General features: G+C 70.1%; 24 protein-coding genes. 16 read left to right on the top strand and 8 right to left on the bottom strand.

Going from position 1 to position 26,327, the window contains the following annotated elements; translation table 11 throughout:
- The first annotated feature begins 173 nt into the window (after positions 1-173).
- The 7 genes from BM013_RS01935 (at position 174) to BM013_RS01905 (ending at position 7,017) form a co-directional block, all read left to right on the top strand.
- Positions 174-2,516 (top strand): ATP-dependent DNA helicase, encoded by a 2,343-nt coding sequence (locus tag BM013_RS01935; RefSeq protein ID WP_093122112.1) that lies wholly within the window; start codon positions 174-176, stop codon positions 2,514-2,516.
- A complete protein-coding gene (locus BM013_RS01930; RefSeq protein ID WP_093122110.1) occupies positions 2,503-3,147 on the top strand; it encodes an alpha-ketoglutarate-dependent dioxygenase AlkB in 645 nt (214 codons plus the stop codon). Before BM013_RS01935 ends, BM013_RS01930 begins: the two co-directional genes overlap by 14 nt.
- On the top strand, positions 3,144-3,734 hold the full coding sequence (locus BM013_RS01925; protein WP_093122107.1) for a DUF4304 domain-containing protein: 591 nt from the start codon (positions 3,144-3,146) through the stop codon (positions 3,732-3,734). The genes BM013_RS01930 and BM013_RS01925 overlap by 4 nt, the downstream gene beginning before the upstream one ends.
- 154 nt (positions 3,735-3,888) lie before the next feature.
- Positions 3,889-4,941 (top strand): acyl-CoA dehydrogenase family protein, encoded by a 1,053-nt coding sequence (locus tag BM013_RS01920; protein ID WP_256221354.1) that lies wholly within the window; start codon positions 3,889-3,891, stop codon positions 4,939-4,941.
- Positions 4,929-5,687: a PIG-L deacetylase family protein gene (locus tag BM013_RS01915; protein ID WP_093122105.1), complete on the top strand. Its 759-nt coding sequence runs from the start codon at positions 4,929-4,931 to the stop codon at positions 5,685-5,687. Before BM013_RS01920 ends, BM013_RS01915 begins: the two co-directional genes overlap by 13 nt.
- Positions 5,684-6,289, top strand: a complete 606-nt coding sequence (locus BM013_RS01910) for a class I SAM-dependent DNA methyltransferase (protein WP_093122102.1) — start codon at positions 5,684-5,686, stop codon at positions 6,287-6,289. Before BM013_RS01915 ends, BM013_RS01910 begins: the two co-directional genes overlap by 4 nt.
- The gene (locus BM013_RS01905) at positions 6,286-7,017 is read left to right on the top strand and encodes a glycosyltransferase family 2 protein (RefSeq protein WP_093122099.1); all 732 of its coding nucleotides are present in this window, start codon (positions 6,286-6,288) and stop codon (positions 7,015-7,017) included. Before BM013_RS01910 ends, BM013_RS01905 begins: the two co-directional genes overlap by 4 nt.
- On the opposite strand, the gene BM013_RS01900 is transcribed toward BM013_RS01905, so the two are convergent.
- From BM013_RS01900 to BM013_RS01875, 6 genes are read right to left on the bottom strand one after another with little or no spacing between them, the layout of a single operon-like run.
- On the bottom strand, positions 6,998-8,572 hold the full coding sequence (locus BM013_RS01900) for an ABC transporter substrate-binding protein (protein ID WP_093122097.1): 1,575 nt from the start codon (positions 8,570-8,572) through the stop codon (positions 6,998-7,000). The two genes, BM013_RS01905 and BM013_RS01900, sit on opposite strands and share 20 nt — an antisense overlap.
- Before the next feature lie 34 nt (positions 8,573-8,606).
- Positions 8,607-10,325 (bottom strand): ABC transporter ATP-binding protein, encoded by a 1,719-nt coding sequence (locus BM013_RS01895; protein WP_093122094.1) that lies wholly within the window; start codon positions 10,323-10,325, stop codon positions 8,607-8,609.
- Complete coding sequence (locus BM013_RS01890; protein ID WP_093122091.1) at positions 10,322-11,149, bottom strand: ABC transporter permease; 828 nt, start codon at positions 11,147-11,149, stop codon at positions 10,322-10,324. Before BM013_RS01890 ends, BM013_RS01895 begins: the two co-directional genes overlap by 4 nt.
- 5 nt (positions 11,150-11,154) lie before the next feature.
- On the bottom strand, positions 11,155-12,099 hold the full coding sequence (locus tag BM013_RS01885; RefSeq protein WP_093122089.1) for an ABC transporter permease: 945 nt from the start codon (positions 12,097-12,099) through the stop codon (positions 11,155-11,157).
- Between the two features lie 60 nt (positions 12,100-12,159).
- Complete coding sequence (locus BM013_RS01880) at positions 12,160-13,053, bottom strand: alpha/beta hydrolase family protein (RefSeq protein ID WP_093122087.1); 894 nt, start codon at positions 13,051-13,053, stop codon at positions 12,160-12,162.
- A 49-nt stretch (positions 13,054-13,102) separates the two neighbouring features.
- Positions 13,103-14,248, bottom strand: a complete 1,146-nt coding sequence (locus tag BM013_RS01875) for a C45 family autoproteolytic acyltransferase/hydrolase (RefSeq protein WP_093122084.1) — start codon at positions 14,246-14,248, stop codon at positions 13,103-13,105.
- A 241-nt stretch (positions 14,249-14,489) separates the two neighbouring features.
- Here BM013_RS01875 and BM013_RS01870 point away from each other — a divergent pair, with 241 nt between their 5' ends.
- From BM013_RS01870 to BM013_RS01860, 3 genes are all read left to right on the top strand, one after another.
- Positions 14,490-15,383 carry a LysR substrate-binding domain-containing protein gene (locus BM013_RS01870; protein ID WP_093122082.1) on the top strand — a complete coding sequence of 298 codons (894 nt, stop codon included), beginning with the start codon at positions 14,490-14,492 and terminating at the stop codon, positions 15,381-15,383.
- Between the two features lie 134 nt (positions 15,384-15,517).
- Positions 15,518-15,829: a plasmid stabilization protein gene (locus BM013_RS01865; protein ID WP_093122079.1), complete on the top strand. Its 312-nt coding sequence runs from the start codon at positions 15,518-15,520 to the stop codon at positions 15,827-15,829.
- Between the two features lie 13 nt (positions 15,830-15,842).
- Positions 15,843-16,700: an NmrA family NAD(P)-binding protein gene (locus BM013_RS01860; protein ID WP_093122077.1), complete on the top strand. Its 858-nt coding sequence runs from the start codon at positions 15,843-15,845 to the stop codon at positions 16,698-16,700.
- A gap of 20 nt (positions 16,701-16,720) precedes the next feature.
- On the opposite strand, the gene BM013_RS01855 is transcribed toward BM013_RS01860, so the two are convergent.
- Positions 16,721-17,887: a hypothetical protein gene (locus BM013_RS01855; protein WP_143098222.1), complete on the bottom strand. Its 1,167-nt coding sequence runs from the start codon at positions 17,885-17,887 to the stop codon at positions 16,721-16,723.
- 242 nt (positions 17,888-18,129) lie between these two features.
- Between BM013_RS01855 and bioA the strand changes: the two genes are divergently transcribed.
- Genes bioA through bioD form a run of 3 tightly spaced genes read left to right on the top strand, consistent with a single transcriptional unit; the run spans position 18,130 to position 21,519 of the window.
- Positions 18,130-19,533, top strand: coding sequence for an adenosylmethionine--8-amino-7-oxononanoate transaminase (gene bioA / locus BM013_RS01850; RefSeq protein ID WP_093122072.1), 1,404 nt, complete (start codon positions 18,130-18,132; stop codon positions 19,531-19,533).
- Positions 19,517-20,749: an 8-amino-7-oxononanoate synthase gene (locus tag BM013_RS01845; RefSeq protein ID WP_093122069.1), complete on the top strand. Its 1,233-nt coding sequence runs from the start codon at positions 19,517-19,519 to the stop codon at positions 20,747-20,749. Before bioA ends, BM013_RS01845 begins: the two co-directional genes overlap by 17 nt.
- Positions 20,746-21,519: a dethiobiotin synthase gene (gene bioD, locus BM013_RS01840; RefSeq protein ID WP_093122067.1), complete on the top strand. Its 774-nt coding sequence runs from the start codon at positions 20,746-20,748 to the stop codon at positions 21,517-21,519. Before BM013_RS01845 ends, bioD begins: the two co-directional genes overlap by 4 nt.
- Here bioD and BM013_RS01835 read toward each other — a convergent pair.
- Positions 21,502-22,554, bottom strand: a complete 1,053-nt coding sequence (locus tag BM013_RS01835; protein ID WP_093122064.1) for an aldo/keto reductase — start codon at positions 22,552-22,554, stop codon at positions 21,502-21,504. The two genes, bioD and BM013_RS01835, sit on opposite strands and share 18 nt — an antisense overlap.
- Positions 22,555-22,791: 237 nt before the next feature.
- On the opposite strand from BM013_RS01835, the gene BM013_RS01830 reads away from it, so the two are divergent.
- The 3 genes from BM013_RS01830 (at position 22,792) to BM013_RS01820 (ending at position 26,265) form a co-directional block, all read left to right on the top strand.
- Positions 22,792-23,784: an AraC family transcriptional regulator gene (locus tag BM013_RS01830; protein ID WP_093122061.1), complete on the top strand. Its 993-nt coding sequence runs from the start codon at positions 22,792-22,794 to the stop codon at positions 23,782-23,784.
- A 148-nt stretch (positions 23,785-23,932) separates the two neighbouring features.
- Positions 23,933-24,868: a cation diffusion facilitator family transporter gene (locus BM013_RS01825; RefSeq protein WP_093122059.1), complete on the top strand. Its 936-nt coding sequence runs from the start codon at positions 23,933-23,935 to the stop codon at positions 24,866-24,868.
- A gap of 158 nt (positions 24,869-25,026) precedes the next feature.
- Entirely contained in the window at positions 25,027-26,265 is a 1,239-nt protein-coding gene (locus BM013_RS01820) for an SAM-dependent methyltransferase (protein WP_093122056.1), read from the top strand.
- The last annotated feature ends 62 nt before the right edge of the window (positions 26,266-26,327 follow it).

Here is a 26,327-nt window from a genome sequence, read left to right as displayed (position 1 = left end):
GCAAAACTTGTCAAGTTTTGCCGATAAATGCCGGCGGACCTGTCGGAGAAGGCCCCGTTCCGGCAGAGAGAGGCGTATTAGGCCCGACGGGCCCGAAAGACAGGCCCCAGGCAAGCCTTTGTCAGGCTTCCGGCAGGCCTCGTTATACTGTAATTTCATACAGTCCAAGCCAGATGGGCCCCGAACCCTCCACCCCGCCAGACGCAGCCTGCGTCGTTGCGCACGTCGTTTCCGTCAAGGCCCTGTGCGCCTTCGGCGCGAAGGCGGGCGACCTCGACCTGCGCTTCGTGCCCGCGCCCAGCGCGCTCGAGGGCATGGCCGGCCATGCGCTGGTGCAGCACCGGCGCGGCGAGGGCTATGAGAGCGAGGTCGGGCTCGACACCACCTGCGGCGCGCTGCGCGTGCGCGGCCGGGCCGACGGCTACGAGCCGCGCAGGCACCGCGTGGAAGAAATCAAGACCTTCCGCGGCGACTTCGACGCCATCCGCGGCAACCACCGCGCGCTGCACTGGGCCCAGGCCCGCACCTATGGCTGGATGCTCTGCGAGCAGAACGGCCACGACCGGATGACGGTGGCGCTGGTCTACCTCGACCTTGCCACCGGCGACGAAACCGTGCTCGAGGAGCACCACACCCGCGAGGCGCTGCGCGAACATTTCGAGCTGCTGTGCGCGCGCTACAGCGCGTGGGCGGAGAGCGAGGCGGCGCACCGCGGCGCGCTCGACGCCGCGCTGGCCGGGCTCGAATTTCCGCACAGCGACTTCCGCGCCGGCCAGCGCGAACTGGCCGAGGCCGTCTACCGCGCGGCCATGGGCGGGCGCTGCCTGATGACGCAGGCGCCCACCGGCATCGGCAAGACGCTGGCCACCATCTTCCCGCTGCTCAAGGCGCGGGCCGCGAAGAACGCGCAGGGCATCGACAAGGTCTTCTTCCTCACCGCCAAGACCTCGGGCCGGCCGGTGGCGCTCGACGCGCTGCGCGTGCTCGACAAGGGCCGGGGGCCGGGCCGGCTGCGCGTGCTCGAGCTCGCGGCGCGCGAAAAGGTCTGCGAATACCCCGACCGCGCCTGCCACGGCGACGCCTGCCCGCTGGCCCGCGGCTTCTACGACCGGCTGCCGGCCGCGCGCGAACAGGCCGCGCAGGCCGCCTGGCTCGACCGCGCGGCGCTGCGCGACATTGCGCTGGCGCACGAGGTCTGCCCCTATTTCCTCGCGCAGGAAATGACCCGCTGGGCCGACGCCGTGGTGGGCGACTACAACTACTACTTCGACAGCAGCGCCTTCCTGTACGCCACCATGCGCGACGCCGACTGGCGCGTGGCCGTGCTGGTCGACGAGGCGCACAACCTGCTGGAGCGCGCCCGCGGCATGTACACCGCGCCGCTGGAAGGCGCCGCGCTCGAGGAGGCGCACCGCGTGGCGCCCGCCGCGCTGCGCGGCCCGCTGGCGCGCCTGTTCCGCGAGTGGGACACCGTGCAGCAGCCGCAGCAGGCCGCCTACGAGACCAGCGACGAAGTGCCCGAGCGCTTCCTGCGCACGCTGCAGGCCGCCAACACCGCCATGGCCGAGTACTTCGCGGCCACGCCCGATGCGTCGCAAGGCCCGTTGCAGCGCTTCTTCTTCGACGCGCTGCACTTCGCCCGGCTGGCCGAGGCCTTCGGCGACCACTCGGTGTTCGAGCGCACGCTGGGCGAGACCCAGGCCGAGCGCACGCTGGCCATCCGCAACCTGGTGCCCGCGCCGTTCTTGGAATCGCGCTTCGGCGACGCGGTGTCGGTCACCTGCTTCTCGGGCACGCTGTCGCCGTTCGAGTTCTACCGCGATGCGCTCGGCCTGCCGCAGAACACGGCCCTGCTCGACGTGGCGTCGCCGTTCACCAGCCAGCAGCTGCGCGTGGAGGTGGCCACGCACGTGTCGACGCGCTTTCGCGATCGCGCGGGTTCGCTGCGCAACGTGGCGGACATCATCGGCGCCCAGTTCGAGCGCATGCCGGGCAACTACCTGGCCTTCTTCAGCAGCTTCGACTACCTCGACAAGGCCTGCGCGGCGTTTTCCCTGCGCCACCCCGGCGTGCCGGTGTGGACGCAGACGCGCGGCATGCGCGAGGCCGACCGGCACGACTTCATCGCGCGCTTCCGCGAGGGCGGGCAGGGCATCGGCTTCGCGGTGCTCGGCGGCGCGTTCGGCGAGGGCATCGACCTGCCGGGCAGCCGGCTCATCGGCGCCTTCGTGGCCAGCCTGGGGCTGCCGCAGTACAACGAGCTCAACGAGATCACGCGCGAGCGCATGCAGACGCGCTTCGGCAAAGGCTACGAGTACACCTACCTCTACCCGGGCCTGCAGAAGGTGGTGCAGGCCGCCGGGCGGGTCATTCGCACCGAGGAAGACCGCGGCGTGCTGCACCTGCTGGACGACCGCTTCGCGCGCGCCGAGATCCGCGAGCTGCTGCCGCGCTGGTGGCATGTGCAGCTTGCCGGAAAGCCGGCGGGAAGGCCGGAGCCCGATGCGAGCCGCTAGACGCCTGGAACATGCCGGCCAGCCCGACCTGTTCGGCGAGGCGCCGGCCGCGGCCATCGAAGGGCTGCGCTACGAGAGCGGCTTTCTCTCGCGCGATGAAGAGGCCGAGCTGCTGCGCATCGTGCAGAGCCTTCCGCTCAAGGAGATGCGCTACAAGGAATACACGGCGCGCCGCCGCGGCATCGGCTTCGGCGGCAGCTACGACTTCGACACCAACCGCCTGAAGCCCGGCGCGCCGCTGCCCGAGATGCTGCACCCGCTGCGCGCGAAGGCGGCGGCGTGGGCCGGCATCGCGCCGGAAGACCTCAGCCATGCGCTGATCGCCGAATACCGGCCCGGCACGCCGCTGGGCTGGCACCGCGATGTGCCGGACTTCGAGGAGATCGTCGGCGTGTCGCTGCACAACGATGCGGTGATGCAGTTCCGCCCGTACGTGCCGGAACGGCCGGTACCAACGGGCGCACCGGGCGCACCGGCATCGGGACCCGGCACGCTCGAGTTCCTGGTCGAACCGCGCTCCATCTACGTGCTTCGCGGACCGGCACGCTGGGCGTGGCAGCACGCCATCGCGCCGACCGAGGCCTTGCGATACTCGATCACCTTGCGCACCCGCAGACGGAAGAGCCTATGAACCGCACCACCTTCCTCAAGCTGCTCACGCAAAAGCTCTATCCCGTGTTGAAGGCCGAAGGCTTCCAGGGCACCGGCCAGACGCTGCGGCGCATCGCGGGGCCGCTGATCCACGTGTTCAACGTGCAGGGCGCGAGCGGCGGCAAGGCCTGCTACCTGAACCTGGGCGCGCACCTCGCGTTCCTGCCGGGCGAGGGCGGCGGACAGGTGGCGCCGCAAGAGATGGAAGAGGCGGGCTGCGTCTTCCGCGACCGCATGGAGCCGCCGCCCGGTGCGGCCTTCGGCTGGGCCTACGGCACGTCGAAGGCGCAGGCCGAGGAAAACGTGGACTTCATCTTGAGCGAATGGGTGGGGCCGGGCCGCGCTTTCTTCGACCGGCACGGCAGCTATCCGCGGAGCTTCGAGCAGATGCTGCGCGAGACCGAGCCGAGCCGGATCCATGCGCGCACGGCGCTGCACCTGGCGCGCATCGCCGCGCACCTGGGCGACCGGGAGCGCGCGCGGGCGCTGGTCGATGCGGGCCTGGCAAGCGCGCCCGAACGCGCGACTTCGCTGAAAGCGGATCTGGAAAAGGTCTTGGCCGCCTAGCTGCGCGCCGCGCCGCCACTGCTTGGAGGCACCTGCAGCCCGCAAGAACGGGTTGATCCTGGTCATCGTCCAGGCCGCGCGGCAGCCACGCTCCTACAAGGGGCGACGCCGCGCGCCGACGAATGCGCAGGCGGGGCCTTCCTAACTTGGGTCCATGTTCGACCCCGCGCCCGCCGATGCCCTTGACTCCCTGACCCTTCGGCATGGCCGCGACCTGGCGCTCCGGCACCTGGTCGACGCGGGCATCGACCTGCTGCCTCTTCCGGGTTCGGGTTCGGGTTCGGGTTCGGGCCACACGTTGGCGCGGTGGCGCGTGCTGGCGGACGTGGCCGCGCACGATCTCTCGCTCGTCAAGCTGTTCGAAGGCCACACCGACGCGCTCGCCATCCTGGCCGAGCTCGGTGGCGCACCGGCCACGCCCGCAGGTGCGCGCTGGGCCACCTGGTGCGCCGAGCCGCCCGATGCGCGCGTGGTGTTCGAAGCCGAGAGCAAGGGCGGCATCCGCCTGACCGGCACGAAGGCCTGGTGCTCCGGCGCGGCCAGCGTCACGCATGCCGTGCTCAGCGGCTGGAACGCCGCCGGCGAGCCCTGTCTGGCGGCGGTCGCGATGGACCAGCCCGGCGTGCGCGTGACCGGCGACGGCTGGCACGCCCTGGGCATGGCAGCGAGCGCCAGCGTCGACGTGCGCTTGGACGGCGCGCGCGCGGTGCAGATCGGCGCGCCCGGCGACTATGTGCGCCGGCCCGGCTTCTGGCAGGGCGGCGCGGGCATCGCCGCCTGTTGGTTCGGCGGCGCCCTGGGCATTGCACGCCGGGTGCGCGAACTCACCGGGCCGAAGTCGGACGCCCACCGCGTCGCGCACCTCGGCGCCATCGAGGTCGCGCTGGGCGCGGCCGCCGCGCTGCTGCGCGAATCCGCCGCGTGGATCGACCGCCATCCGCAAGCCGACGCCCAGCGCGTCGCGATGCGCGCCCGCCTGGCCGTCGAGCAGGCGGCCAACGACGTCATGCACCACGCCGGCCGCGCGGTCGGCGCGGGCCCGCTGTGCCGCGATCCGCATTTCGCGCAGGCGATGGCCGATCTGCCGGTGTTCCTGCGCCAGAGCCATGCCGAGCGCGACCTGGCGGCGCTCGGCCAGTTGCTCGGCAAACAGCCCACCCCAGACGACAACGAGCACAAAGAGGACACATCACCATGGACGCTGTAGCGCGCCGCGCCATCCGCGGCGAAGGCACCACCGAAGCCGAATGGCACCGCTGGCCCGGCCTGGCGAGCCTGCCCGCCATCGACCTGCGCGCATTGGTGCCCGAAGGCTCGCGTGCGGTGGTCGTCGCGCCGCACCCCGACGACGAGGTGCTCGCGGTCGGCGGCCTGCTGGCCCAGTTGGCCGACAGCGGTACGCCGGTCGAGGTGATTGCCGTGACCGACGGCACCGCCAGCCACCGCGGCTCGACCGAATGGACCGCCGAGCGGCTCGCGCAGGCCCGCCCGCGCGAGAGCCTGCGGGCGTTGCGGCGCCTGGGCCTGTCGATCGAGCCCGCGCGCCTGGGCATGCCCGACGGTGGGCTGAAGAATGTCCGCGCCTTGCTCGCCGCGCGGCTGGTGTCGCTGCTGCGTCCGCGCGACGTGGTGTTCACCACCTGGCGCCAAGACGGCCACCCCGACCACGAGGTCACGGGCCAGGCCTGCGCGCTGGCCGCGGCAAGTGCCGGCGCGCGGCTGGTCGAAGTGCCCGTGTGGGGCTGGCACTGGTCGCGCCCCGGCGATGCCCGCATGCCGTGGGCGAACGCCTTCCGCCTGCCGCTGAGCGAGGAGGCCGTGCGCCGCAAGCGCGCGGCGGTGAAGGCCTTCACCAGCCAGTTGAAGAGCGACACATCGACCGGTTCCGGTCCGGTGCTGCGCGCCACCACCGTCGAGCGCGCCGCGCGGCCCTACGAGGTGGTGTTCCTGTGAGCAACGTGCAGCGCCCGTATTTCGACGCGCTCTACGCGGCCAGCGACGACCCCTATGCCTCGCGCGAGCGCTGGTACGAGGCGCGCAAGCGCGCCGTGCTGCTGGCCGCCTTGCCGCAGGCGCACTACCGGCGCGTCTACGAGCCGGGCTGCGGCATCGGCGAACTCACGCTGGCGCTGTCGCACCGCTGCGACGAACTGCTGGCCAGCGACTTCTCGGCCCATGCGGTCGAGCTCGCGCGCAAGCGCACCGCCGGTCGGGCGCAAGTGCAGGTCGCGCAGCACGCGCTGCCGATGGACTGGCCTTGTGAGGCCGGCCGTTTCGACCTGATCGTGCTCAGCGAACTCGGCTACTTTCTCGCGCGCCACGACATGCAGCGCGTGGCCGAATGCTGCAAGGCCTCGCTGGAGGCCGACGGCACGCTGGTCGCCTGCGACTGGGCGCCCGACTTCGCGCAGCGCAGCCTCTCCACGCGCGAGGTGCACGGCATTCTTTCCGGGCTCGGCCTCGCGCGCCTCGCGCTGCACGAGGAAGACGACTTCGTGCTGCAGGTCTGGGCGCGCGACGGCCGCTCGGTGGCGCAGCGGGAGGGCATCCGGTGATCGGCGTCGTCATTCCCGCGCACAACGAGTGCGAGCGCATCGGCGCCGCGCTGGCCGCGGTGCAACTGGCGGCCGCGCATCCGGCGCTGTGCGGCGAAGCGGTGCAGGTGGTGGTCGTGCTCGACAGCTGCAGCGACGGCACCGAGGCGGTCGCCGCACGGCTCGGCGCCGTGTGCCTGGTGCTGGACGCGCGCAACGTCGGCGTGGCACGCGCCCGTGGCGCCGAGTGCTGCATCGAAGCCGGCGCGCGCTGGCTCGCCTTCACCGATGCCGACACCGTGGTCTCGCCCGACTGGCTCGTGATGCAGCTGGCCGAGCAGGCCGACGCGGTGTGCGGCTGCGTCGTGGTCGGCGACTGGCACACCCACGGCGCTGACGGCGAACGCGGCGAGCGGGCGAGGGCGCTGTTCGACAGCCGCTACACGCACGCCGACGGCCACCGCCACGTGCACGGCGCCAACCTCGGCGTGGCCACCGAGGCCTACCGCCGCGCCGGCGGCTTCGCGCCGCTGGCGTGCAGCGAAGACGTGGCGCTGGTCGACGCGCTCGCGGCCGCCGGCGCGCGCATCGCCTGGAGCGCGGGCCCGCGCGTCACCACCAGCGCGCGCACCGACGCGCGCGCCAGGGGCGGCTTCGGCGACACGCTGCTCGCCATGGTGGCCTCGCTGGCACCGGTGACGGCCCCCATGCCGACGCCGCTGCTTGGATTCACCCCCGCGCTGCCGTGACCGACACGCCCCACAGGCGGGGCTTGCCTTCCCACACCGCGAAGCCGCTCACGCGCTTGCGCACGGCCCAGGCGTCGATGCCGTTGAACAGCATCACCATGGGCACCTGCTGGATCATCTGCGCGTGGATCTGGTCGAACAGCGCCTGGCGCTTCTTCGGGTCCGACTCGGTGAAGCTGTCGTCGATCAGCTTGAGCGCCTGCGGGTCTTCCCACACCTTGCGCGACTGCTTGTCCTTCGGGCCCGAGAACTGCTCGTAGCTCAGCGCGGGGTCCAGCCGCGACGAGTAGCTGAACGAGCTCATCTGGTAGTTGCCGCTGTTGTAGCGGTCGAGCTGCGTGGCCCATTCGAGCACCTCGATCTGCGCGTTGATGCCCACCGACTGCATCATGGCCTGCGCCAGCACGGCCACCGTGTAGCTGGGCACGTGGGCGCGCTTGTTGGTCTGGATGGTGATCTTCTCGCCCTTGTAGCCGGCCTCGCGCAGCAGCCTGGCGGCCTGCGCCGGGTCGTAGTGCCAGCCCTTCTTCTGCGCCGCGCTGTAGAAGGCCGAGCCCTTGTGGATGGCCGAGTTGTTCACCGAGCCCAGCCCTTCGGAGGCGGCCGCCACGATCTGCTCGATGTCCAGCGAGGCCGCAATGGCCTGGCGCAGCTTCTGGTTCTTCAGCAGCGGGTCGCGCGTCTGGATCAGCAGCACGTTCTTGATGGCTTCGGGCGGCGCCTGCACCGTGAGGTTGCGGTCGGTCCTGAGCTCCTGCGCGTCGCTCGAGGTGATCTGCCCCGCGTCGATGGCGCCCGACTTCAAGCCGGCCGCCGCCGTGGCCGCGTCGGGCACCACGAGAAACTTCACCGTATCGACCAGCGGCGCCTTCAGGCCCACGTAGCCGTCCGGCTTGGTGGCGCCGGCGGGCGAGGTGTAGCCCTTGAAGGCCGCGAGCGTCACGTACTCGCCGCGCTTCCACTCGCCGAACTTGAAGGGGCCGGTGCCCACGGGCTTGTCCCAGCTGCCGTCGGCCTTCACCGAGCTCTTGTGCAGGATGGCCGTCATGCCGCAGTCGGTGCGCGCCAGCGTGTCCAGGAACACGGCCGAGGGCTTGTTGATCTTCATCACGAAGGTGGCGTCGTCGGGCGTGGCGGTCTCCACCACCTTCAGGCCGTTGCGCCCGTCGTACTCGCCGGTGCAGCGCCAGTCGGTCTTCGGGTCCATGTAGCGCTTCCAGTTCCAGGCCACGTCGGCCGCGGTCAACGGGGCGTCGTTGTGGAACTTCACGCCCTTGCGCAGCTTGAAGGTGTAGGTCAGGCCGTCGGCCGACACGTCGACCGACTGCGCCAGCAGCGGGCCCACGCTGCCATCCATGCGGTAGCCGACCAGCCCCTCGACAACGTTGAGCAGCACGCCGTCGGTGGTGTTGTCGCGGTTCACACCGGGGTTGGTGGAGCGGATGTCGGCGGGCTGGGCCACCGTGACCGTGCTTTGGGCCAAGGCGCCCGAGGCCGCGAAAGCACCCAGGCAGGCGGTGGCGATGGCGGCGTGGCGAAAGAGAAGACGGGGCATGAAGTGACTCCTGCGGGCAGATACGAATGAAAGATCAGGCGAGGGCGGGTGCCGGGGTTTCGGCGCGGGCGTTCGCTGGGGCCTCGGCGCCGAAGCGCCAGCGCAGCCGCACGCCGCCGCCGGCGGTCGGCTCCAGCGCCGGAATGGCCGACAGCAGCTGGCGCGTGTAGTCCTGGCGCGGCGCATCGAACACCGCGTCGCGCGGGCCTTGCTCGACGATGCGGCCGTCCTGCATCACGATCACGCGGTCGGCCACCTGCTCTACCACGCCAAGGTCGTGGCTGATGAACAGGCAGGAAAAGCCGTGGCGCTTCTGCAGCTGCGCGAACAGCTCCAGCACCTGCGCGCGCACCGTCACGTCGAGCGCCGACACCGGCTCGTCGGCAATCACGAAGGCCGGGCGGCGCACGATGGCGCGCGCAATGGCCACGCGCTGGCGCTGGCCGCCCGAAAGCTCGTGCGCGTAGCGCGGCGCGAAGGCGGTGCCAAGGCCGACCTCGTCGAGCACCTCGGCCACGCGCCGGCCCTTGTCGGCGGCCGACATGCCGTTGACGAGCCGAAGCCCTTCGCCCACCAGCTGGCCGATGGTCATGCGCGGGTCGAGCGAGGCGTACGGGTCCTGGAACACCATCTGGCACTGCAGCCGGTAGTCGGACCAGCCGGCATCGGAACGCAGGATGGGCCGGCCGCGGAACAAAATCTCGCCGCCGCTGGGCTTGAGCAGGCCGGCAATGGTGCGGCCCAGCGTGGTCTTGCCCGAGCCCGAGCCGCCCACCACCGCCACCACCTCGCGCGGCCGCACCACCAGGTCGATGCCGTGCAGCGCGCGCTTGGGCACCGCCTTGGCGAACAGGCGGCGGTGGCCCGGGTAGTCGACCACCAGGTTGCGCACCTCGACCACGGGCGCCTCGTCGGGCACCTGCCGCGCGGGCAGGCGCCTCGGCATGGCCTGCAGCAGCTCGCGGGTGTATTCGTGCTTCGGCCGCTCGAGCATCTCGTCGGTGCGGCCGGTTTCCTTCACCTCGCCGTGCCGCATCACGACCATGCGCTGCGTGAAGCGCGCGACCATCGGCAGGTCGTGGCTGATCATGAGCACGGCGGTCCGGTGCTCGCGCGTGAGGCCCACCATGAGCTCCAGCACGTCGCGCTGCACCACGGCGTCGAGCGCGGTGGTCGGCTCGTCGGCAATCAGCAGCGCGGGCTCCAGCAGCATCACCGAGGCCAGCATCATCCGCTGGCGCATGCCGCCCGAGAACTCGTGCGGCCAGGCGTCGAGCGCGCCCTTGGGGTCGCGGATGCCCACGCGCGCCAGCATGTCGAGAATGCGCGCCTGCCGCGCCGCGGCCGACAGGTCGCGCCGGTGCAGCGCCAGCGCCTCGCCGAGCTGCTTGCCGATGGTCATCGACGGGTTGAGCGAAGTCATGGGCTCCTGGAACACCATGCCCACGCGCGCGCCGCGCAGTTCGCGCAGCCGCGCCGGCCGGGCCTGCGCCAGGTCTTCGCCCTCGAACAGGATGCGCCCGGCCGTGCGCACCAGCGGCGGCGGGGTGAGGCCCATGAGCGCGCGGGCGGCCTGCGTCTTGCCGCTGCCCGACTCGCCGACGATGCCGACCATCTCGCCCGGCGCGATGTCGAAGGACACGTTGCGCACGATCTCGCGCCCGCCCAGGCCGACGGCCAGCGTCAGGCCTTCCACGCTGACCAATGGCGTTGCTGCTGTCGTTGTGGTCGTGCTGGTGTTGGTCGTCGTCATTGCACGCCCTTCATGCGCGGATCGAGCCAGTCGCGCACCGCGTCGCCCAGCAGGTTGATGCCCAGCAGCGTGAGCGCGATGCACAGGCCCGGAAGAATCGAGAGGTAGCTGGCCTGCGCCATGAACGGGCGGGCCGACGCGAGCATGTTGCCCCAGGTGGGCGCCGGCGGCGGCACGCCCAGGCCCAGGAACGACAGCGCGCTCTCGGCCAATATGACCCAGCCGAACATCGAGGTGGCCAGCACCGTGAGCGGGCCCGTGCAGTTGGGCAGCACGTGGCGCACCATGGTGTAGAGCTCGGAGTTGCCCAGCACGCGCGACGACTCGATGAACTCCTTCTCGCGCAGCGACAGCACCGTGCCGCGCACGATGCGCGTCACCGAGGGCGTGTAGGCCAGCCCCAGCGCCAGCACGATGCCGTACTGGTTCGCGCCCACCACCGCGAGCAGGCCCAGCGCCAGCAGCAGGCCGGGGAAGGCCAGCAGGGCGTTGTTGAAGGCCATCACGATGCGGTCGGTCCAGCCGCGCAGGAAGCCCGTGAGCACGCCCACGATGCTGCCCACCACGATCGAGAAGCTCACCGTCAGCACGCTGATCCACACGCTGGTGGCGGCGCCGGCCATGAGGCGCGAGAGCTCGTCGCGGCCGAACTCGTCGGTGCCCAGCAGGTAGGCGCCGCCCGGCAGCTTCAGGCGCGAGCCGAAGTTGATGCGCAGCGGGTCGTGCGGCGTCCACAGCAGGCTCAGCAGCGCCGCGCCCACGATCAGGGCGACCACGGCGATGCCCACCAGGGCGTTCAGCGGCATTCGTTTCTTGTGTTTCATCGGGCTCATTCGACGGCGACGCGGGGGTCGAAGAGGGGGTAGCAGAGGTCGATCACCAGGTTCACCACCACGTAGATCACCGCCACGAACAGCAGGCAGCCCTGGATCACCGGGTAGTCGCGCGCGAAGATCGCGTCGACCAGCAGGCGGCCCAGGCCGGGAATGGTGAACACCGTTTCCACCACCGCGATGCCGCCGAGCAGGTTGCCCAGCACCAGGCCGATGAGCGTCCAGGTCGGGCCGAAGGCGTTCTTGAAGGCATGGCGCATCAGCACCGCGCGCTCCGACAGGCCCTTGGCGCGCGCATGCGTGATGTAGTCCAGCCGCAGCACCTCCAGCGTGCTGGCGCGCGCCATGCGCATGAGCACGCCGATCTCGTGCAGGAACAGCGTGAGCACCGGCAGCACCAGGTACAGCAGGCCGTTCTTCCAGTCTTCGGCGATGCCCACGTAGCCCACCACCGGCAGCCAGCCCAGCTTCAGGCCGAACAGCAGCAGCAACAGCAGGCCGAGCCAGAAGGTCGGAACCGACACCAGCAGCGTGGCCGAGCCGACCAGCAGCAGGTCGGGCGCGCGGTTCTGCTTCCACGCGGCGACCATGCCCGCGGGCACCGCCACCATCGCGGCCAGCGCCACGGCCACCAGCACGATGCGCCCGCTGATCAGGAAGCGGTCGGTCACCAGCGAGAGCACGTCCTGCCCGCTGTTGATCGAGGTGCCCAGGTCGCCCTGCAGCACGTGGCCGAACCAGATGCCGAACTGCGCCGGCAGCGAGCGGTCGAGCCCGAGGCGGGCGCGCAGCTCGGCCAGGCTGGCCGGCGTGGCGAGGTCGCCCAGCAGCAGCTGCGCGGGGTCGCCGGGAATCAGCCGTATCAGCACGAACACCGACACCGCCACGATGAGCAGTGTGGGAATCGCCATCGCGATACGGGCCGCTGCGAAACGGAACATGGGCCTTCTTCCTTGTCGAATGGAGTGTCGGGGGCGTAGGAGCGTCGGGAGCTCAGGTCGTCAGGCCGACGATGACACGGCGCGCGGCTCGCGCAGCGCATACAGCGCGTCGGCCAGGAAGTCTTGCACGCGGCCCACGCAGGCCAGGCCGTTGTGCGGCACGTTGTCCAGCAGGTCGAAGGTGACCTTCACGCCGGCCGCCTCGAACGAGCGGCGCAGCGTGTCCAGCCGCTCGGGCCGGGTGCGCCCGGATTCGTTGGCGCCGGGCATGTAGTACTTGCCGCCTTCGCGGTGCGTGATCTCCCAGGTCTCGATGTCGGCCTTGCCGGCAATCATCTGCACCGGCACCTGGCGCAGCGCGTCCAGGTCGATGGGCTTGCCGAAGCGCGTCTCGAAGTCCTTGGTGCCGACCCACCAGCCCTGCGTGGGGTCGAGCTGCGTCACCGAGCCCGGTGCGCCGATCGACGCGGCCCACAGGTGCTCGGGGTGCAGCATGGCGAAGCGGTTGACGAACTGGCCGCCGCCCGAATAGCCGAAGAGGGCGAAGCGGCTGAAGTCGCAGCCGAACTTCTCGGCCACCTCGGCCACCATGTCGAGCAGGATGCGGTCGTAGTGGATGTCGGCCTCCACCAGGTGCTTGAAGCCGTCGCGGTTGCCGTCGCCGCGCACGCCGGCCGGGAACAGCGGGCACAGCACGATGCAGTCGTTCCACTTGGCGAAGCCGCTGAAGGCCTCGCGGTAGTTGACGAAGGCGCGGCCGGTGCCGTGCATCACCACCACCAGCTGCATGGGGCGCGCGCCGGGCTTGCCGATGTGGTGCGGCACGTAGGTGCAGTACGAAAAACGCGGATCGCTGCGCGAGGCGTAGATGGTGCTGGCGCCCAGGTCGTAGATGGCGCGGGCGCGCTGCTCGGCGAAGGCCGTGGGGGCTTGGGGGGGAGCGTTGGAGGTCATGAAGAGAGGGGCTGCGGTGGGAAGGCGATGGGCGTGGGAGGCCGGCGGCTCAGAGCGTGTATTCCTGGAAATTGCGCGCCTCGTAGGGCTTGCGCGCCACCCACATCACGCGGTTGGCGGCGTCCATCAGGGTGGTGGCCACGGTGGCCGAGATGCTGCTGAAGTCCGCCGGCTTGGGGGTGCGCAGCACGCCGTCGGGCTTGCCGAACTCGTCGGCCAGCGCAGCCTTGACGTCGCTCCAGCCGACGCGGCCTTCGGCGCCGTGGGTGATGCGGCGCAGCGCGTTTTCCACGCGGTGCTGGCGGTAGATGCTGTCGGGGCGCTGCGGCAGGCCGGGGTCGCGCAGCTTGACGACGGCGGCGGGCGACATCCAGTGGTTGGCGTGCACCAGCAGGTCGTTCTCGGGCAGCGTCCAGAAAATCTCGCCGGGCGAGGTTTCCAGGCTGATGCCCGAGCCGTCGTTGCCGCTGGCCTGCGCCAGGATCATGTTGTTGGCGCAGTAGCGCTTGGAGGCCCAGATGGTTTTCATGGCCTGCGCCAGGTTGGCGGCCTCGAGCACGCGGCGGCGCAGCAGCACCAGCGGCACGCCGGCGCCTTGCTGGAAGTCTTCATGGCAGGTCAGCGAATTGCCGGTGAGCGACACGCCGTTGCTGTTGAAGCCGTGGCGCGCCAGCGCGCCGGCCTCGGTGAAGGTGAGCATGTCGGGGCCGTCCGCGTTGCGGATGCGCAGCACGATGCCGGTGTCCACGCACTCCTGGCGCCAGTCCCAGTTGTGGGCGTGCATGAGGCGGCCGGTGGCCGAGCGCGCGGGCAGCACCAGCAGACCGGTGCAGTCGCCGTCTTCGGAAGAGGGCGAGTCCGCCGCGGGTTCCGCGGCGCGCTTCATGTCGGCGTAGCCGAAGAGCATCTCGGTGCGGCAATTGATCATCACGATGTCTTCGAGCGGCACGCCCGCGCCTTCGGCGATGCCGCGCATCTCCTCGAGGTAGCTCGCGTCGTAGGCCTCGATCAGCGGCAGCATCGACTGCGCCAGGCGGCGGATGGTGGCGTCGTCCAGGCCGCGGCGGCCGAGCTGGGCGCGGTAGAGCGCCACGCCGCCGGCCACGCGCTCGGGCACGGCGCGGCCGTGCTGCACGCCGCGCGCATGGGGGGTTCCGGAAACGTCGACGAGGGGAAAGTACTGGGGGGTGGTCATGGTGGAGGAGGCCTGGTCTGTGGGTGTCATCGCCCTGCCGTCTGGAGGCGGTAGAGGGGCGTCGGGGCGGTGACCATGGCCGCATTGTTTTGCAAGCACAGGAAAAAATAAATTTAAAAATTATTTAGAATTGATAAAGAATTTCTTTTCCTTTCGGTCGCCGCCGGCCCGTTCCCCGTTCCCCGTTCCCCGTTCCCCGTTCCCCGTTCCCGGTTCCCGGTTCCTGCTTCCTCGTTTCCGCATGAGCACCATCCGCTTTCTTCGCACCTTCGTCGCCGCGGCCCGTGGCGGCTCCTTTGCCGCCGCCGCCGACCAGGTGGCCCTGACGCAGGCCGCCGTGGGCCAGCAGATGCGCGCGCTCGAGGCGGAAATGAAGAAGACGCTGTTCGACAAGACCGGCCGCACCATGGTGCTGAGCCCGGCCGGCCACCTGCTGCTGCCGCGGGCCGAGGAGCTGCTGGCCCGCTACGAGTCGATGCGGCGCGACCTGCAGGACCAGCGCCAGATCGCCGGCACCATCAAGCTCGGCTCGCTCATCTCGGCCATGGGCCTGCTGTCGAGCACGCTGGCGCAGCTCAAGTCGCTGCACCCGAACCTCGAGGTCGAGCTGCGCGTGCGCGAGCAGACGCAGCTCATGCAGGACGTGGTGAGCGGCGAACTCGACGCGGCGGTGGTCGTCGAGCGCCAGTGGCCCGAGGTGCCGGGCCTGCTGTGGACGCCGTGCTACGACGAGGCGCTGACCGTCATCGCGAATTCGGGCATTGCCTCGCCCGACACCTCCATTGCGAGCCTGTTCGCCACGCACCCCTTCATCCGCTTCGACCGCCGCACGCCGACCGGTGCGCGCATCGACCGCATCCTGCGGCGGCTGCAGCTGGTGCCCAAGGAGTTCCTCGAACTCAATTCGCTGCTGGCCATTGCCGAGCTGGTGCGCAAGAACGTGGGTTTCACCATGGCGCCGCTGCTGAAGAACTTCGACTGGGAAAGCGACCCCGCGCTGTGCGTGCTGCAACTGCCGGGCCGCCCGGTGGCGCGCCGGCTGGGCATGCTGGAGAACGGGCGGCGCAGCCACATCACGGCCGTGGTCCGCGAGGAGATGCTGGCGCACCTGCGCCGCATGAAGCCGGGCTCCTGACACGCCCTTGACAGAAGACAGACACCGCTGACGCGCAGCGCGTGCGTCTTCTTACCCGCGGCACGCAGCGCGCGCCCAGCATGGCTGCTTCACAACCTGCACGCACGGTGCACGACAAGCAAAGGAGCCATGCCATGCCAACAGGCGACAAGTCGTCCTACACGGACAAGCAGAAGCGACAGGCCGAGCACATCGAAGAGGGCTACGAGCACCGCGGCGTGGGCAAGGGCGAGGCCGAGCGCCGCGCCTGGGCCACGGTGAACGCCGAGACCGGCGGCGGCAAGAAGTCGGGCTCGGGGCGCGGCAAGGCCGAGAACCACGGCCCGTCGCGCAAGGGCGGTCGCCTGGGTGGCGCGGCCGCTTCGAACCGCAGCGCGGCCGAACGCTCGGCCTCCGCCAAGAAGGGCGCCGCCACGCGCAAGCGCAACGCCGAGAAGCGCGGCTGACAAGGGGCACACGATGCACATCATCCTGGGTGCGACGGGCCATGTCGGCTCGGCGCTCGCGCAAGCCTTGCTTGCGCACAACGAGCCGGTGACGGTGGTCACGCGCGACGCGCACAAGACCCAGGCGCTGCAGACCAAGGGCGCGCGCGTGGCCGTGGTCGACGTGTTCGACACGCCCGCGCTGCACCGCGTGTTCATGGGCGGCACGCGCGTCTTCGTGCTGAACCCGCCGGCGCCGCCGTCGACCGACACGGTCGCCGAAGAGCGCAAGAGCCTGCGCGCCATTCTTTGCGCGCTCGAAGGCTGCAAGCTCGAGAAGATCGTTGCCGAGTCGACCTACGGCGCGCAGGCCGGCGATGGCATCGGCGACCTGGGCGTGCTCCACGAGATGGAGCAGGCGCTGGGCGCGGGCCAGGTGCCGTTCAGCGCCATCCGCGCGGCCTACTACATGAGCAACTGGGACGCCTCGCTGAAGACGGCGCGCGAAGAAGGCAAGGTGCACAGCATGTACCCGCCCGACTTCACGTTGCCGATGGTGGCGCCGCACGACCTCGGCCAGTTCGCCGCCAAGCTGATGCTGGGCTCGCCGGCACCGTCGGGGCCGCACTATGTCGAGGGTCCGCAGCGTTATTCGCCGGGCGACGTGGCGCGGGCTTTCTCGCAAGCGCTGGGCCGGCCGGTGGACGTGGCCGTGACACCGCAGGCGCAATGGGTGCCGGCGTTCAAGGCGCTGGGCTTCTCGGATGCGGCGGCCAGGTCGTACGCGGAAATGACGCGTATCACGCTCGAAGACAAGTACGAGCCCGAGAAGCCGGAGCGCGGTGCCATCTCGCTGGGCGAGTACATCACCGCGCTGGTGAAGAAGAGTTGACGAGTTTCGGCGCCATGGCCTCAGGCTTGGCGCCGGGCCACCTCGTGCACGCAGCAGGTCTCACCGTCCAGCACCCAGGCGCCGCCGGCTTTCCATAGACGGTAGGCGGGCTCGAGGTCGAAACCGGGCACGCTTTCCCGCAGCGCAAGCATCAGCCAGTCTTGCAGTTCGAAGCTGGCCGCGATGCCGTAGCAGGCCTCGCGCAGGCAGTACATCCACCGCGGGCGATCGGGGCCGGCGTAGCGCAATTCGTCTTCGCAGCTTTCCATCGCCGCGGCGGCGGGTTCGAAGACCGGGTCATCGGGCCTGGCGTGTTCGAAGCGAAGCCGCGCCAGCACATCGGCTTCGGCGTGGAATCCGCGCTGCCGCAGGAATGCCACGCGCTGGCCGATGTCTTGCCGGGCAAGCTCGATCAACGCCGGCTGCGGCAACGCGTTGCGCTGCAACGGGCACACGTACAAACAGGATCTTTCTCCGCCGTCCCAAAGCACCGAGGTCTCGCTCAACAGGTGGTCATTGAACAGCCGCTTGAGCCGGGCCAGGAACTCGCCCGAGCGCGGCAGCTCGCCGAACATGCCGTCGAGTTGGGCAGGCTGGGCGTCCTTGATCAGCGCGATGAAATGCGACCCGTCGTAGTTCTTCTCTCCGCGCCGGACCCGGTGCCACAGCTTCTCGATGTCGTCTTCCTCGTCCGGATGCGGCACGTCGTCCTGGTTCGCGAGATAGGTGAAGCGCTGGACCGGCACGTGGATGTTGGCAACCAGCATGCCGCCTTCGGCGACCACGGGCAGGGCGCCCTCGGGCCACCAGCGCATCTCGGTGCGCCGCCAGCCGGCGCCCATGGCCGCGTCCAGCCCGGTCCAGAGCTCGTGCCGCTCCCTTGCCAGCGCCTCGTAGGCCGGCGTGAACATCTCGACGCCCTGGCCCGGCAACTCCAGCAGCCACGCGTCGATGAGGTGTTGCTGTCCCGGCCCGATGTCGTCGGGTGCCTCATGGCATGTCTGGTGGATGAACCCCTTGCGCCATTGGCCAGGCAAGGCGGCATAGACGCGATGGTTGGCGCCGCCCGGCGCATGGCTGCCGTAGGCGATGAGAACGGAGCAAAGGTTGTTCGGAGCGGTCATGAGGCTCTGATCGTCGCATAGCCGAGATTGGCCAAGAGGGCGTCCGATCACCGCGGAAAGCACCCTGAATTGGCGAGCTATCGACACTTCGAAACTATTTTTGGCGCTGGCAAGACAACTTGCATGTGCCGCCGCCGTGGCCCCTGCGCATGTTGCCGCCGTGTTGCGCGCGCTTGGTCCGAACGAGAAGCCTACGACGGCCAACGTCGTCCAAGTGCCGCTCATCCCGCGCCCGGATCGGCGGTTTGCCGCGCCGAATCGGCGTCTATACGATCCCGCGCCTTGCCCCCAAAGGAAATGCGCGGATGCCGCCCACGATTGCTTCTCCCTCGACGTCCTTGGCGTCGACCAACGCCGCCTGGCAACAGCGCAGCCGGCGCCATGTGTGGCACCCCTGCACGCAGAGCATCCGCCTGGAGGCCGTGCCGCCGCTGCCCATTGCGCGCGGCGAGGGCGTGTGGCTCTTCGACGCCGAGGGCCGCCGCTACATGGACGCCACCAGCTCGTGGTGGGTCAACCTGTTCGGCCATGCGCACCCCGCGCTCAACGCCGCGCTGAAAGACCAGCTCGACAGGTTCTCCCACGTGATGCTCGCGGGCTGCACGCACGCGCCCGCCGTGGAACTGGCGGAGCGACTGTCCGCGCTCACGGGGCACGCGCTGGGGTATTGCTTCTACGCCTCCGACGGCGCCTCGGCCGTGGAGATCGCGCTGAAGATGAGCTTCCACGCCTGGCGCAACGCCGGCCGCGACCGCAAGCGGCGCTTCGTTGCGCTGCGCCAGGGCTACCACGGCGAGACGCTGGGCGCGCTGCACGTGAGCGACGTGCCGGTGTTCCGCGACGCCTACGCGCCGCTGCTCGCGAACGCGCACCTCGTGCCTTCGCCCGACGCGCGGCGTGCGCGGCCCGGTGAAGACGCAGCCGCGGTCGCGCAGCGCGCGGCCGACGAACTCGACGCACTGCTGGCCGCGCAGCACGACACCATTGCCGCCGTGATCGTCGAGCCGCTGGTGCAGTGCGCCACCGGCATGGCCATGCACGACCCCGGCTACCTGCGCCGCGTGCGTGCCTCGTGCGACCGGCACGGCGTGCACCTCATCGCCGACGAGATCGCGGTGGGCTGCGGGCGCACCGGCAGCTTCTTCGCGTGCGAGCAGGCGGGCATCTGGCCGGACTTCCTGTGCCTGTCCAAAGGCATCAGCGGCGGCTACCTGCCGCTGGCGCTGGTGATGACGCGCGACGCCATCCATGACGCCTTCGTCGACGACGACGTGGCGCGCAGCTTCCTGCACTCGCATTCGTACACCGGCAACGCGCTGGCCTGCCGCGCGGCGCTGGCCACGCTGGACCTGTTCGACAGCGAAGACGCGCTGCAGCGCAACCGCGGCCGCGCGCAAAGGCTGCTGACACGGCTGCAGGATGGACTCGACGGCCAGGTAGGCCAGGACATCGCGCATCTCAGGCAGCGCGGAATGATCACCGCCTTCGACGTGCGCGACCCCGGCGCGCGTTTCGCCGAGCGCTTCCACATGGCCGCGCGGGCGCAGGGCCTGTTGATGCGGCCCATCGGCAACACCGTCTACCTGATGCCGCCCTATGCGATCGGCGACGACGAGATCGACCAGCTCGTCGACGGCACGCTCGTCACCCTCAAGGCCACGATGGCCACCCGTTCGAACGAAGGAGCCCGCGATGTCGCGCTTGCTTGACCGCCTGCAGGGCGAGATCGCCACGCTCGACGCGCAGTCGCTGCGCCGCCGCCGGCAGATCGCCGAAACCGCCTGCGCGCCCGAACAGACCTTGACGCTCTCGGGCGCCGCGACGCCGCGCACCATGCTCGGCTTCAGCAGCAACGACTACCTGGGCCTGGCCGCGCACCCCGCGCTGGCCGTGGCCTGGGCCGAGGGCGCTGCGCTGTACGGCTCGGGCAGCGGCGGCTCGCACCTGATCCTCGGCCATTCGCGCGCGCACGCCCGGCTCGAAGAAATGCTCGCGCACTGGATGTCGCCCTTCATCCCCGAGGCGCAGAGCCTGTTCTTCTGCACCGGCTACATGGCCAACCTCGCGGTGCTGTCGGCGCTCGGCGGGGCGGAGGCCGTCATCTTCTCGGAGGCGCTCAACCACGCCTCGCTGATCGACGGCGCGCGGCTGGCCAAGGCGCGGGTCGAGCGCTATCCGCACTGCGGGATCGCCGCGCTCGACGCACAGCTCGCCGCCTGCGACGCGCCGGTGAAGCTCATCGTGAGCGACGCGGTCTTCAGCATGGACGGCCACATCGCGCCGGTGGCCGAGCTGCTCGCGCTGGCCGAGCGGCACGACGCCTGGCTGGTGATCGACGACGCGCACGGCTTCGGCACGCTGGGCGCCACGGGGCGCGGCACGCTGCAGGCGCTGGGCTTGCGCTCCGAACGGCTGGTGCTGGTCGGCACGCTGGGCAAGGCGGCGGGCGTGTCGGGTGCTTTCGTGGCGGCGCACCGCACCGTCATCGACTACCTGGTGCAGCGCGCGCGGCCCTACATCTTCACGACGGCCGCGCCGCCGGCCGTGGCGCATGCGCTGCTCGCGAGCCTGGCGCTCATCGAAGGCGAGGAGGGCGCCGCACGCCGCGCGCGGCTCAAGGCCCGCATCGCGCAACTGCGCCGCGGCCTGCAGGCCGTGCTGCCGGCGGACGGCAGCGCATGGCTGCCGCCGTCGCCCACCGCGATCCAGCCGCTCATCGTCGGCAGCAACGCACGCGCCATGCGCGCGATGGCGCAGCTGGACGCGCACGGCCTGCGCGTCGGCGCGATACGGCCGCCGACGGTGCCTGCGGGCACGGCGCGGCTGCGCATTGCGCTGTCGGCCAGCCACAGCGAGGCCGACGTGGCGCGGCTGGTCGACGCGGTCGGCGAGGCGCTGGCGCAACCCGTGCAGGAGGCCGCATGACGCGCCGGCAGTGGTTCGTGACGGGCACCGACACCGGCATCGGCAAGACGCTGGTCAGCAGCGCCATGCTGAGCCTGCTGGCCGGCTCTGGCCTGCGCGCGGTCGGCATGAAGCCGGTGGCCGCGGGGCTGGACGAAGTGCACGGCGAATGGCGCAACGACGACGTCGAGCGGCTGCACGCCGCCGGCAATGTCGACGCGCCGCTTGCGCTGCGCTGCCCCTACCTGCTGCGCGCGCCGATGTCGCCGCACCTGGCAGCCAAGGAAGAGGGCGTGCGCATCGCGCTGCAGCCGATGCTCTCGGCCTTCGCCGAGCTTTCGGCGCGGGCCGATGCGGTGGTGGTCGAAGGCGTGGGCGGTTTCTGCGTGCCCTTCGGCGACGACCTCGACAGCGCCGACCTGGCGGTGGCGCTGGGCCTGCCCGTGGTGCTGGTGGTCGGGCTGCGGCTGGGCTGCCTCAGCCACGCGCTGCTGACCGCCGAGGCCATTCGCGCGCGCGGCCTGGTGCTCGCGGGCTGGGTGGCCAGCATGGTCGATCCGTCGATGCTGGCGCCGCAGGCCAACCTGCAGACGCTGCGCGCGCGGCTGGGGGCGCCGTTGCTGGGCATCGTGCCGCACCTTGAGCACCTCGCGCACCCGGAGGCCGCGCGGGCTGCTCAGGCCGCCCGCCACCTCGACCTGCGGGCCTTGCGCGCCACGGCGGCCCATGCCGCGCGCCGCGCGCTGCCGCAAGAAGAAGCAGCCTCGGCCGCCTCAGCCGCGCTGGCCTGATTCCGCCAGCCGCTTGGCGCGCGCGCCGCCCTGGCGCTCCAGCATCCAACCGGGGTATTCGGCCGGCAGCGCGCTCACCTTGTCGAGCGTGGCCAGTTCGTCGGCCGTGAGCTTGATGGCGGTGGCCGCGATGTTGTCGTCGAGCTGCTCGACGCGCTTGGCGCCGATGATCACGCTGGTCACCACCGGCTGGTGCAGCAGCCAGGCCAGTGCGACCTGCGCGACCGACACCTTGCGTTCGTCGGCGAGCTGGCGCATCACGTCGATGCAGTCGTAGGCACGCTCCACGTTCACCGGCGGAAAGTCGAAGCTGGTGCGGCGGCTGCCTTTTTCGGCTTCCACGTTGCGGCCGTACTTGCCGCTCAGCAGGCCGCCGGCCAGCGGGCTCCACACCATCAGGCCGACGTTCTCGCTGCGCAGCATGGGCGCGAGTTCGCGCTCCAGGTCGCGCCCGGCAATGGTGTAGTACGCCTGCAGCGACTCGAAGCGCGCCAGCCGGTCGCGCTCGGCAATGCCCAGCGCCTTGGCGATCTGCCAGGCCGCCCAGTTCGACACGCCCACGTAGCGCACATGGCCGTGGCGCACCAGCGTGTCGAGCGCGTGCACGGTTTCCTCGATGGGCGTGAGCGGGTCGAAGCCATGGATCTGGTACAGGTCGATGTGGTCCAGCTGCAGCCGCTTCAGGCTGGCCTTCACGCCGTCCATGATGTGAAAGCGCGAGGCGCCGGCCGAGTTCACGCCCTTGCTGCCGGTTTCGCCCAGCACCTTGGTGGCCAGCACGAAGCTGTCGCGCGGCGCCTTGAGGTTCTTCAGCGCCTGGCCGGTGATGACCTCGGACTGGCCTTCGGAGTACACGTCGGCCGTGTCGATGAAGTTGATGCCGGCGTCCATCGCCTTGCCGATCAGCCCTTCGGCCTCGGACTGCTGCAGGTTGCCGATCTGGCCCCAGATGCCGGAGGCGCCGCCGAAGGTCATGGTGCCGAGGCACAGTTCGGAAACCAGGAGGCCGGTGCGGCCGAATTTGCGGTACTGCATGGAGGAGTTCCTTTGCTTGGAGGCGCCTGTGCGGGCCGAAAAGCCCCGGCGGCTGCAAAAAGTATCCCGCCGGCGCCCCGTGGGTGGCGAGCGCGTTCCTGCAAAGGTCTTGCCTATTTCTCCAGACCTCCGGCCGGGGCCGTGCAGATTCGCGGGAGCGGCGCTAAGCTGCAAACCGCTCATTCCTCCAGGGTGGCCGTTGCGTGGCTGCCCCTTTATCGTGACAAGGCCATGAACATGTCCGACGAAACACCCGAAATCGCCGCCATCATTGCCCAGCCCATGCCGCTGGAACCCGAACTCGACGAAGCCAGGAAGGAACTGGTGCAGCTGATCAACCGCATCACGCGCGGGCAGGACGGCACGGTCGAAACGCCGGTGGCCGGCCTGCAGCTGTTCTGCATCAGCAAGCCCGACGGCCCCAAGCACGCCTTCGCAAGCCCGGCGCTCGGGCTGATCGCACAGGGCTCCAAGCGGATCATCGTGGGCGACGACATCTACGTGTACGACCCGATGCACTACCTCGTGACCTCGGTCGACCTGCCCGTGTGCGGCCAGATCCGCGTGACCAGCGAGAACGAGCCCTACCTGGGCCTGCGGCTGGAACTGGCGCTGGACGAGATCGGCGAACTCATCGGCGACGAGAAGCTGCCGGCCAAGGCCAACGCGCCCGCGTCGCGCGGCATGTACGTCAACCGCATCGCGATGCCGGTGCTCGACCCGGTGCTGCGGCTGCTGCGGCTGCTCGAGACGCCGGAAGACGTGCCCATCATGGCGCCGATGATCAAGCGCGAGATCATGTACCGCCTGCTGGTGAACGGCGAGGGCGCGCGCCTTCGCCAGATCGCGCTGCAGGACAGCCACACCCAGCGCATCGCCAAGGCCATCAGCGCGCTGCGCGTCAACTATGCGCAGTCGCTGCGGGTGGAAGACATGGCGCGCGCCGTGCACATGAGCGTGTCGTCGTTCCACCACCACTTCAAGGCGGTGACCGCGATGAGCCCGCTGCAGTACCAGAAGCAGCTGCGCCTGCAGGAGGCGCGCCGCCAGATGCTGGTGACCGGCATCGACGTGGCGAGCGCGGCGCACAGCGTGGGCTACGAAAGCCCGTCGCAGTTCGCGCGCGAGTACGGCCGCATGTTCGGCGCGCCGCCGCTGCGCGACAAGCAGCGCTGGCTCAGCGAGGCGGGCAACGACGCGCTGGGCGCGGCCTCGATGGAAGCCGCGTGACAGCCAGCCGCTCAACCGCCTCTTGATCGCCGCTTAGGCCTTTCGAAGTGCGCGCGCGTCCTGCAAGGGGTCGCGCGGGCGTCCGGCGGCGGGCCGCCCCGGCGTGGAGAAACTGCAGGTTTCCCCAATCTCGCAGCCCTCACTGTCCATGGCCGAATCCAAAGTCGCCATCTACGGCGCAATCGGCGCCAACGTTGCCATTGCCGTCACCAAGTTCACCGTGGCCGGCGTCACCGGCAGCTCCGCGATGCTGTCCGAAGGCATCCACTCGGCGGTCGACACCTTCAACGGCGTGCTGCTGCTGGTGGGCATTCGCCTGAGCAAGCGGCCGCCCAGCGCGGAACACCCGTTCGGGCACGGCAAGGAGCTGTACTTCTGGAGCCTGATCGTCGCGGTGCTGATCTTCGGGCTGGGCGGCGGCGTGTCGTTCTTCGAGGGCGTGCAGCACATCCGCCAGCCCGAGCCGATGCGCGATCCCACATGGAACTACGTGGTGCTCGCGGCCGCCGCCGTGTTCGAGGGCGCGAGCTTCGTCATCGCGCTGCGGCAGTTCCTGAAGCAGGCCGGCGACACGCCGTTCTGGGAGGCGCTGGACCGCAGCAAGGACCCGACCACCTACACCGTGCTGGCCGAAGATTCGGCGGCGCTGGCGGGCCTGGTGGTGGCCGGGCTGGGCATCTATTTCAGCCACCGGTTGAACATGCCGGAGCTCGACGGCGCGGCGTCGGTGGTCATCGGGCTGCTGCTCGCCGGCGTGGCCGTGCTGCTGATCCGCCAGGCGCGCGGCCTGCTGATCGGCGAGGGCATCCGCCCCGAGACGGCACGCGCGATCCGCGAGATGGCCATGGCGCAGCCCAGCGTGGAAGAGGTCGGCCATGTGCTGTCGATGTATGTCGGGCCCGACAACGTGCTGGTGGTGGTCGACGTCAACTTCCACGACGACACCGACACCGGCGAAGCGGCCGAGGCCATCGCCGCCATCGAGAAGCAGGTGCGCGCGCGTTTCCCGATGATCAAGCGGCTGTTCATCGAGGCCAGCGACGCACCCGCGATCGAGGTGGCGGCGCACGGCGCGACGCGTTAGACACGAGCCTCAGCCTCGGCGCTTAGCACTTTCGGCGATTTCTTGCGTCGACACGACCATGCAGGTTTTACAAAATCTCGCTATTGTTTTCCCCGCTGCAGCACGCCCGCCTTGCGAGAGGCGGAACCCGAACAACACGGAAAACATACGGAGTAAGCATGCTTTGGGAAAACAAGCTGGCGCAATGGAGTGCCGGTGTGCGCGCACGTGCGAACCTGCCCGCACGGCTCACGTTGTGGGACGGCAAGTCCTATGACTTCGGCGAATTCAGCGGGCCCTCGGCCCCGTCCGTCACGCTGCACGTGAAGTCGCCCGCGGCGCTGTCGCTGATGCTGCAGCCCACGCTCGACAACCTCGGCGAGGCCTATGTCAAGAGCAAGATCGATATCGAGGGCAAGCTCAGCGACGTCATCGACATCGCCTACGGCCTGGCGAAGGCCTCCATGGACAAGCCCGGCGGCGCGCTGCAGAACATGGCGCGCTACTTCACGCACACCAGGTCGTCGGACCGCAAGTCCATCCAGTACCACTACGACGTGTCGAACGCGTTCTACCAGCTCTGGCTCGACACGAACATGGTGTATTCGTGCGCCTACTTCGAGAACGGCGATGAAGACCTGGCCACCGCGCAGCTCAAGAAGATCGACCACATCCTCACCAAGATCGAACTCAGGCCGGGCCAGACCCTGCTGGACATCGGCTGCGGCTGGGGCGCGCTGGTGATCCGCGCGGCGCAGAAGTTCGGTGCGCGCTGCGTGGGCGTGACGCTGTCGCAGGCCCAGTTCGACCTGGCCAGCGAACGCGTGCGCGCCGCGGGCCTGCAGGAGCGCATCGAGATCCGCCTGCAGGACTACCGCGACGTGAGCGGCCAGTTCGACCGCATCACCAGCGTCGGCATGTTCGAGCACGTGGGCCGCAAGAACCTGCCCGACTACTTCAAGCGCGTGCAGCAGCTGCTGGCCGACGACGGCGTGGTCATGAACCACGGCATCACCTCGTCCGACCCCGAGGGCGGCGGCGTGTCGTATGGGGGCGGCGACTTCATCGACCGCTACGTGTTCCCCAACGGCGAGCTGCCGCACATCAGCCTGGCGCTGCAGGCCATGCAGCAGGGCGGCCTGGAGGCCTTCGACGTGGAGAACCTGCGCCGCCACTACGCGCAGACGCTGCGCTGCTGGAGCGACGCCTACGAAGCCAACAGCGACAAGCTGCACGCGCTGGTCGACGAGGAGAAGTTCCGCATCTGGCGCGTGTACCTGGCCGGCTGCGCCTATGCCTTCGAGAACGACGACGTGGCGATCTACCAGATCGTCGGGCGCAAGGCGGGCAGGGCGGCGAAGACGCTGCCGTGGTCGCGGCGGTACGTCTACGACGGGACCTCGGCGCTGAGCGCTTGAGGCTCCGAGCGCCTGAACTCGGGGTGCACCCGGGCCATGTGCGCCGCCGAGAGCTTGAGCCC

Origin of the sequence: Variovorax sp. OK605, from assembly GCF_900115445.1 — a bacterium.
Classification (GTDB): Bacteria; Pseudomonadota; Gammaproteobacteria; order Burkholderiales; family Burkholderiaceae_C; genus Variovorax.
This window is presented reverse-complemented; position numbering and strand designations above follow the sequence as displayed.

Coding starts and splice junctions, on each gene's coding strand:
- BM013_RS01935 (WP_093122112.1), top strand. CDS start 174: ATGGGCCCCGAACCCTCCACCCCGCCAGACGCAGCCTGCGTCGTTGCG.
- BM013_RS01930 (WP_093122110.1), top strand. CDS start 2,503: ATGCGAGCCGCTAGACGCCTGGAACATGCCGGCCAGCCCGACCTGTTC.
- BM013_RS01925 (WP_093122107.1), top strand. CDS start 3,144: ATGAACCGCACCACCTTCCTCAAGCTGCTCACGCAAAAGCTCTATCCC.
- BM013_RS01920 (WP_256221354.1), top strand. CDS start 3,889: ATGTTCGACCCCGCGCCCGCCGATGCCCTTGACTCCCTGACCCTTCGG.
- BM013_RS01915 (WP_093122105.1), top strand. CDS start 4,929: ATGGACGCTGTAGCGCGCCGCGCCATCCGCGGCGAAGGCACCACCGAA.
- BM013_RS01900 (WP_093122097.1), bottom strand. CDS start 8,572: ATGCCCCGTCTTCTCTTTCGCCACGCCGCCATCGCCACCGCCTGCCTG.
- BM013_RS01895 (WP_093122094.1), bottom strand. CDS start 10,325: ATGACGACGACCAACACCAGCACGACCACAACGACAGCAGCAACGCCA.
- BM013_RS01890 (WP_093122091.1), bottom strand. CDS start 11,149: ATGAAACACAAGAAACGAATGCCGCTGAACGCCCTGGTGGGCATCGCC.
- BM013_RS01885 (WP_093122089.1), bottom strand. CDS start 12,099: ATGTTCCGTTTCGCAGCGGCCCGTATCGCGATGGCGATTCCCACACTG.
- BM013_RS01880 (WP_093122087.1), bottom strand. CDS start 13,053: ATGACCTCCAACGCTCCCCCCCAAGCCCCCACGGCCTTCGCCGAGCAG.
- BM013_RS01875 (WP_093122084.1), bottom strand. CDS start 14,248: ATGACCACCCCCCAGTACTTTCCCCTCGTCGACGTTTCCGGAACCCCC.
- BM013_RS01870 (WP_093122082.1), top strand. CDS start 14,490: ATGAGCACCATCCGCTTTCTTCGCACCTTCGTCGCCGCGGCCCGTGGC.
- BM013_RS01865 (WP_093122079.1), top strand. CDS start 15,518: ATGCCAACAGGCGACAAGTCGTCCTACACGGACAAGCAGAAGCGACAG.
- BM013_RS01860 (WP_093122077.1), top strand. CDS start 15,843: ATGCACATCATCCTGGGTGCGACGGGCCATGTCGGCTCGGCGCTCGCG.
- bioA (WP_093122072.1), top strand. CDS start 18,130: ATGCCGCCCACGATTGCTTCTCCCTCGACGTCCTTGGCGTCGACCAAC.
- BM013_RS01845 (WP_093122069.1), top strand. CDS start 19,517: ATGTCGCGCTTGCTTGACCGCCTGCAGGGCGAGATCGCCACGCTCGAC.
- bioD (WP_093122067.1), top strand. CDS start 20,746: ATGACGCGCCGGCAGTGGTTCGTGACGGGCACCGACACCGGCATCGGC.
- BM013_RS01835 (WP_093122064.1), bottom strand. CDS start 22,554: ATGCAGTACCGCAAATTCGGCCGCACCGGCCTCCTGGTTTCCGAACTG.
- BM013_RS01830 (WP_093122061.1), top strand. CDS start 22,792: ATGTCCGACGAAACACCCGAAATCGCCGCCATCATTGCCCAGCCCATG.
- BM013_RS01825 (WP_093122059.1), top strand. CDS start 23,933: ATGGCCGAATCCAAAGTCGCCATCTACGGCGCAATCGGCGCCAACGTT.
- BM013_RS01820 (WP_093122056.1), top strand. CDS start 25,027: ATGCTTTGGGAAAACAAGCTGGCGCAATGGAGTGCCGGTGTGCGCGCA.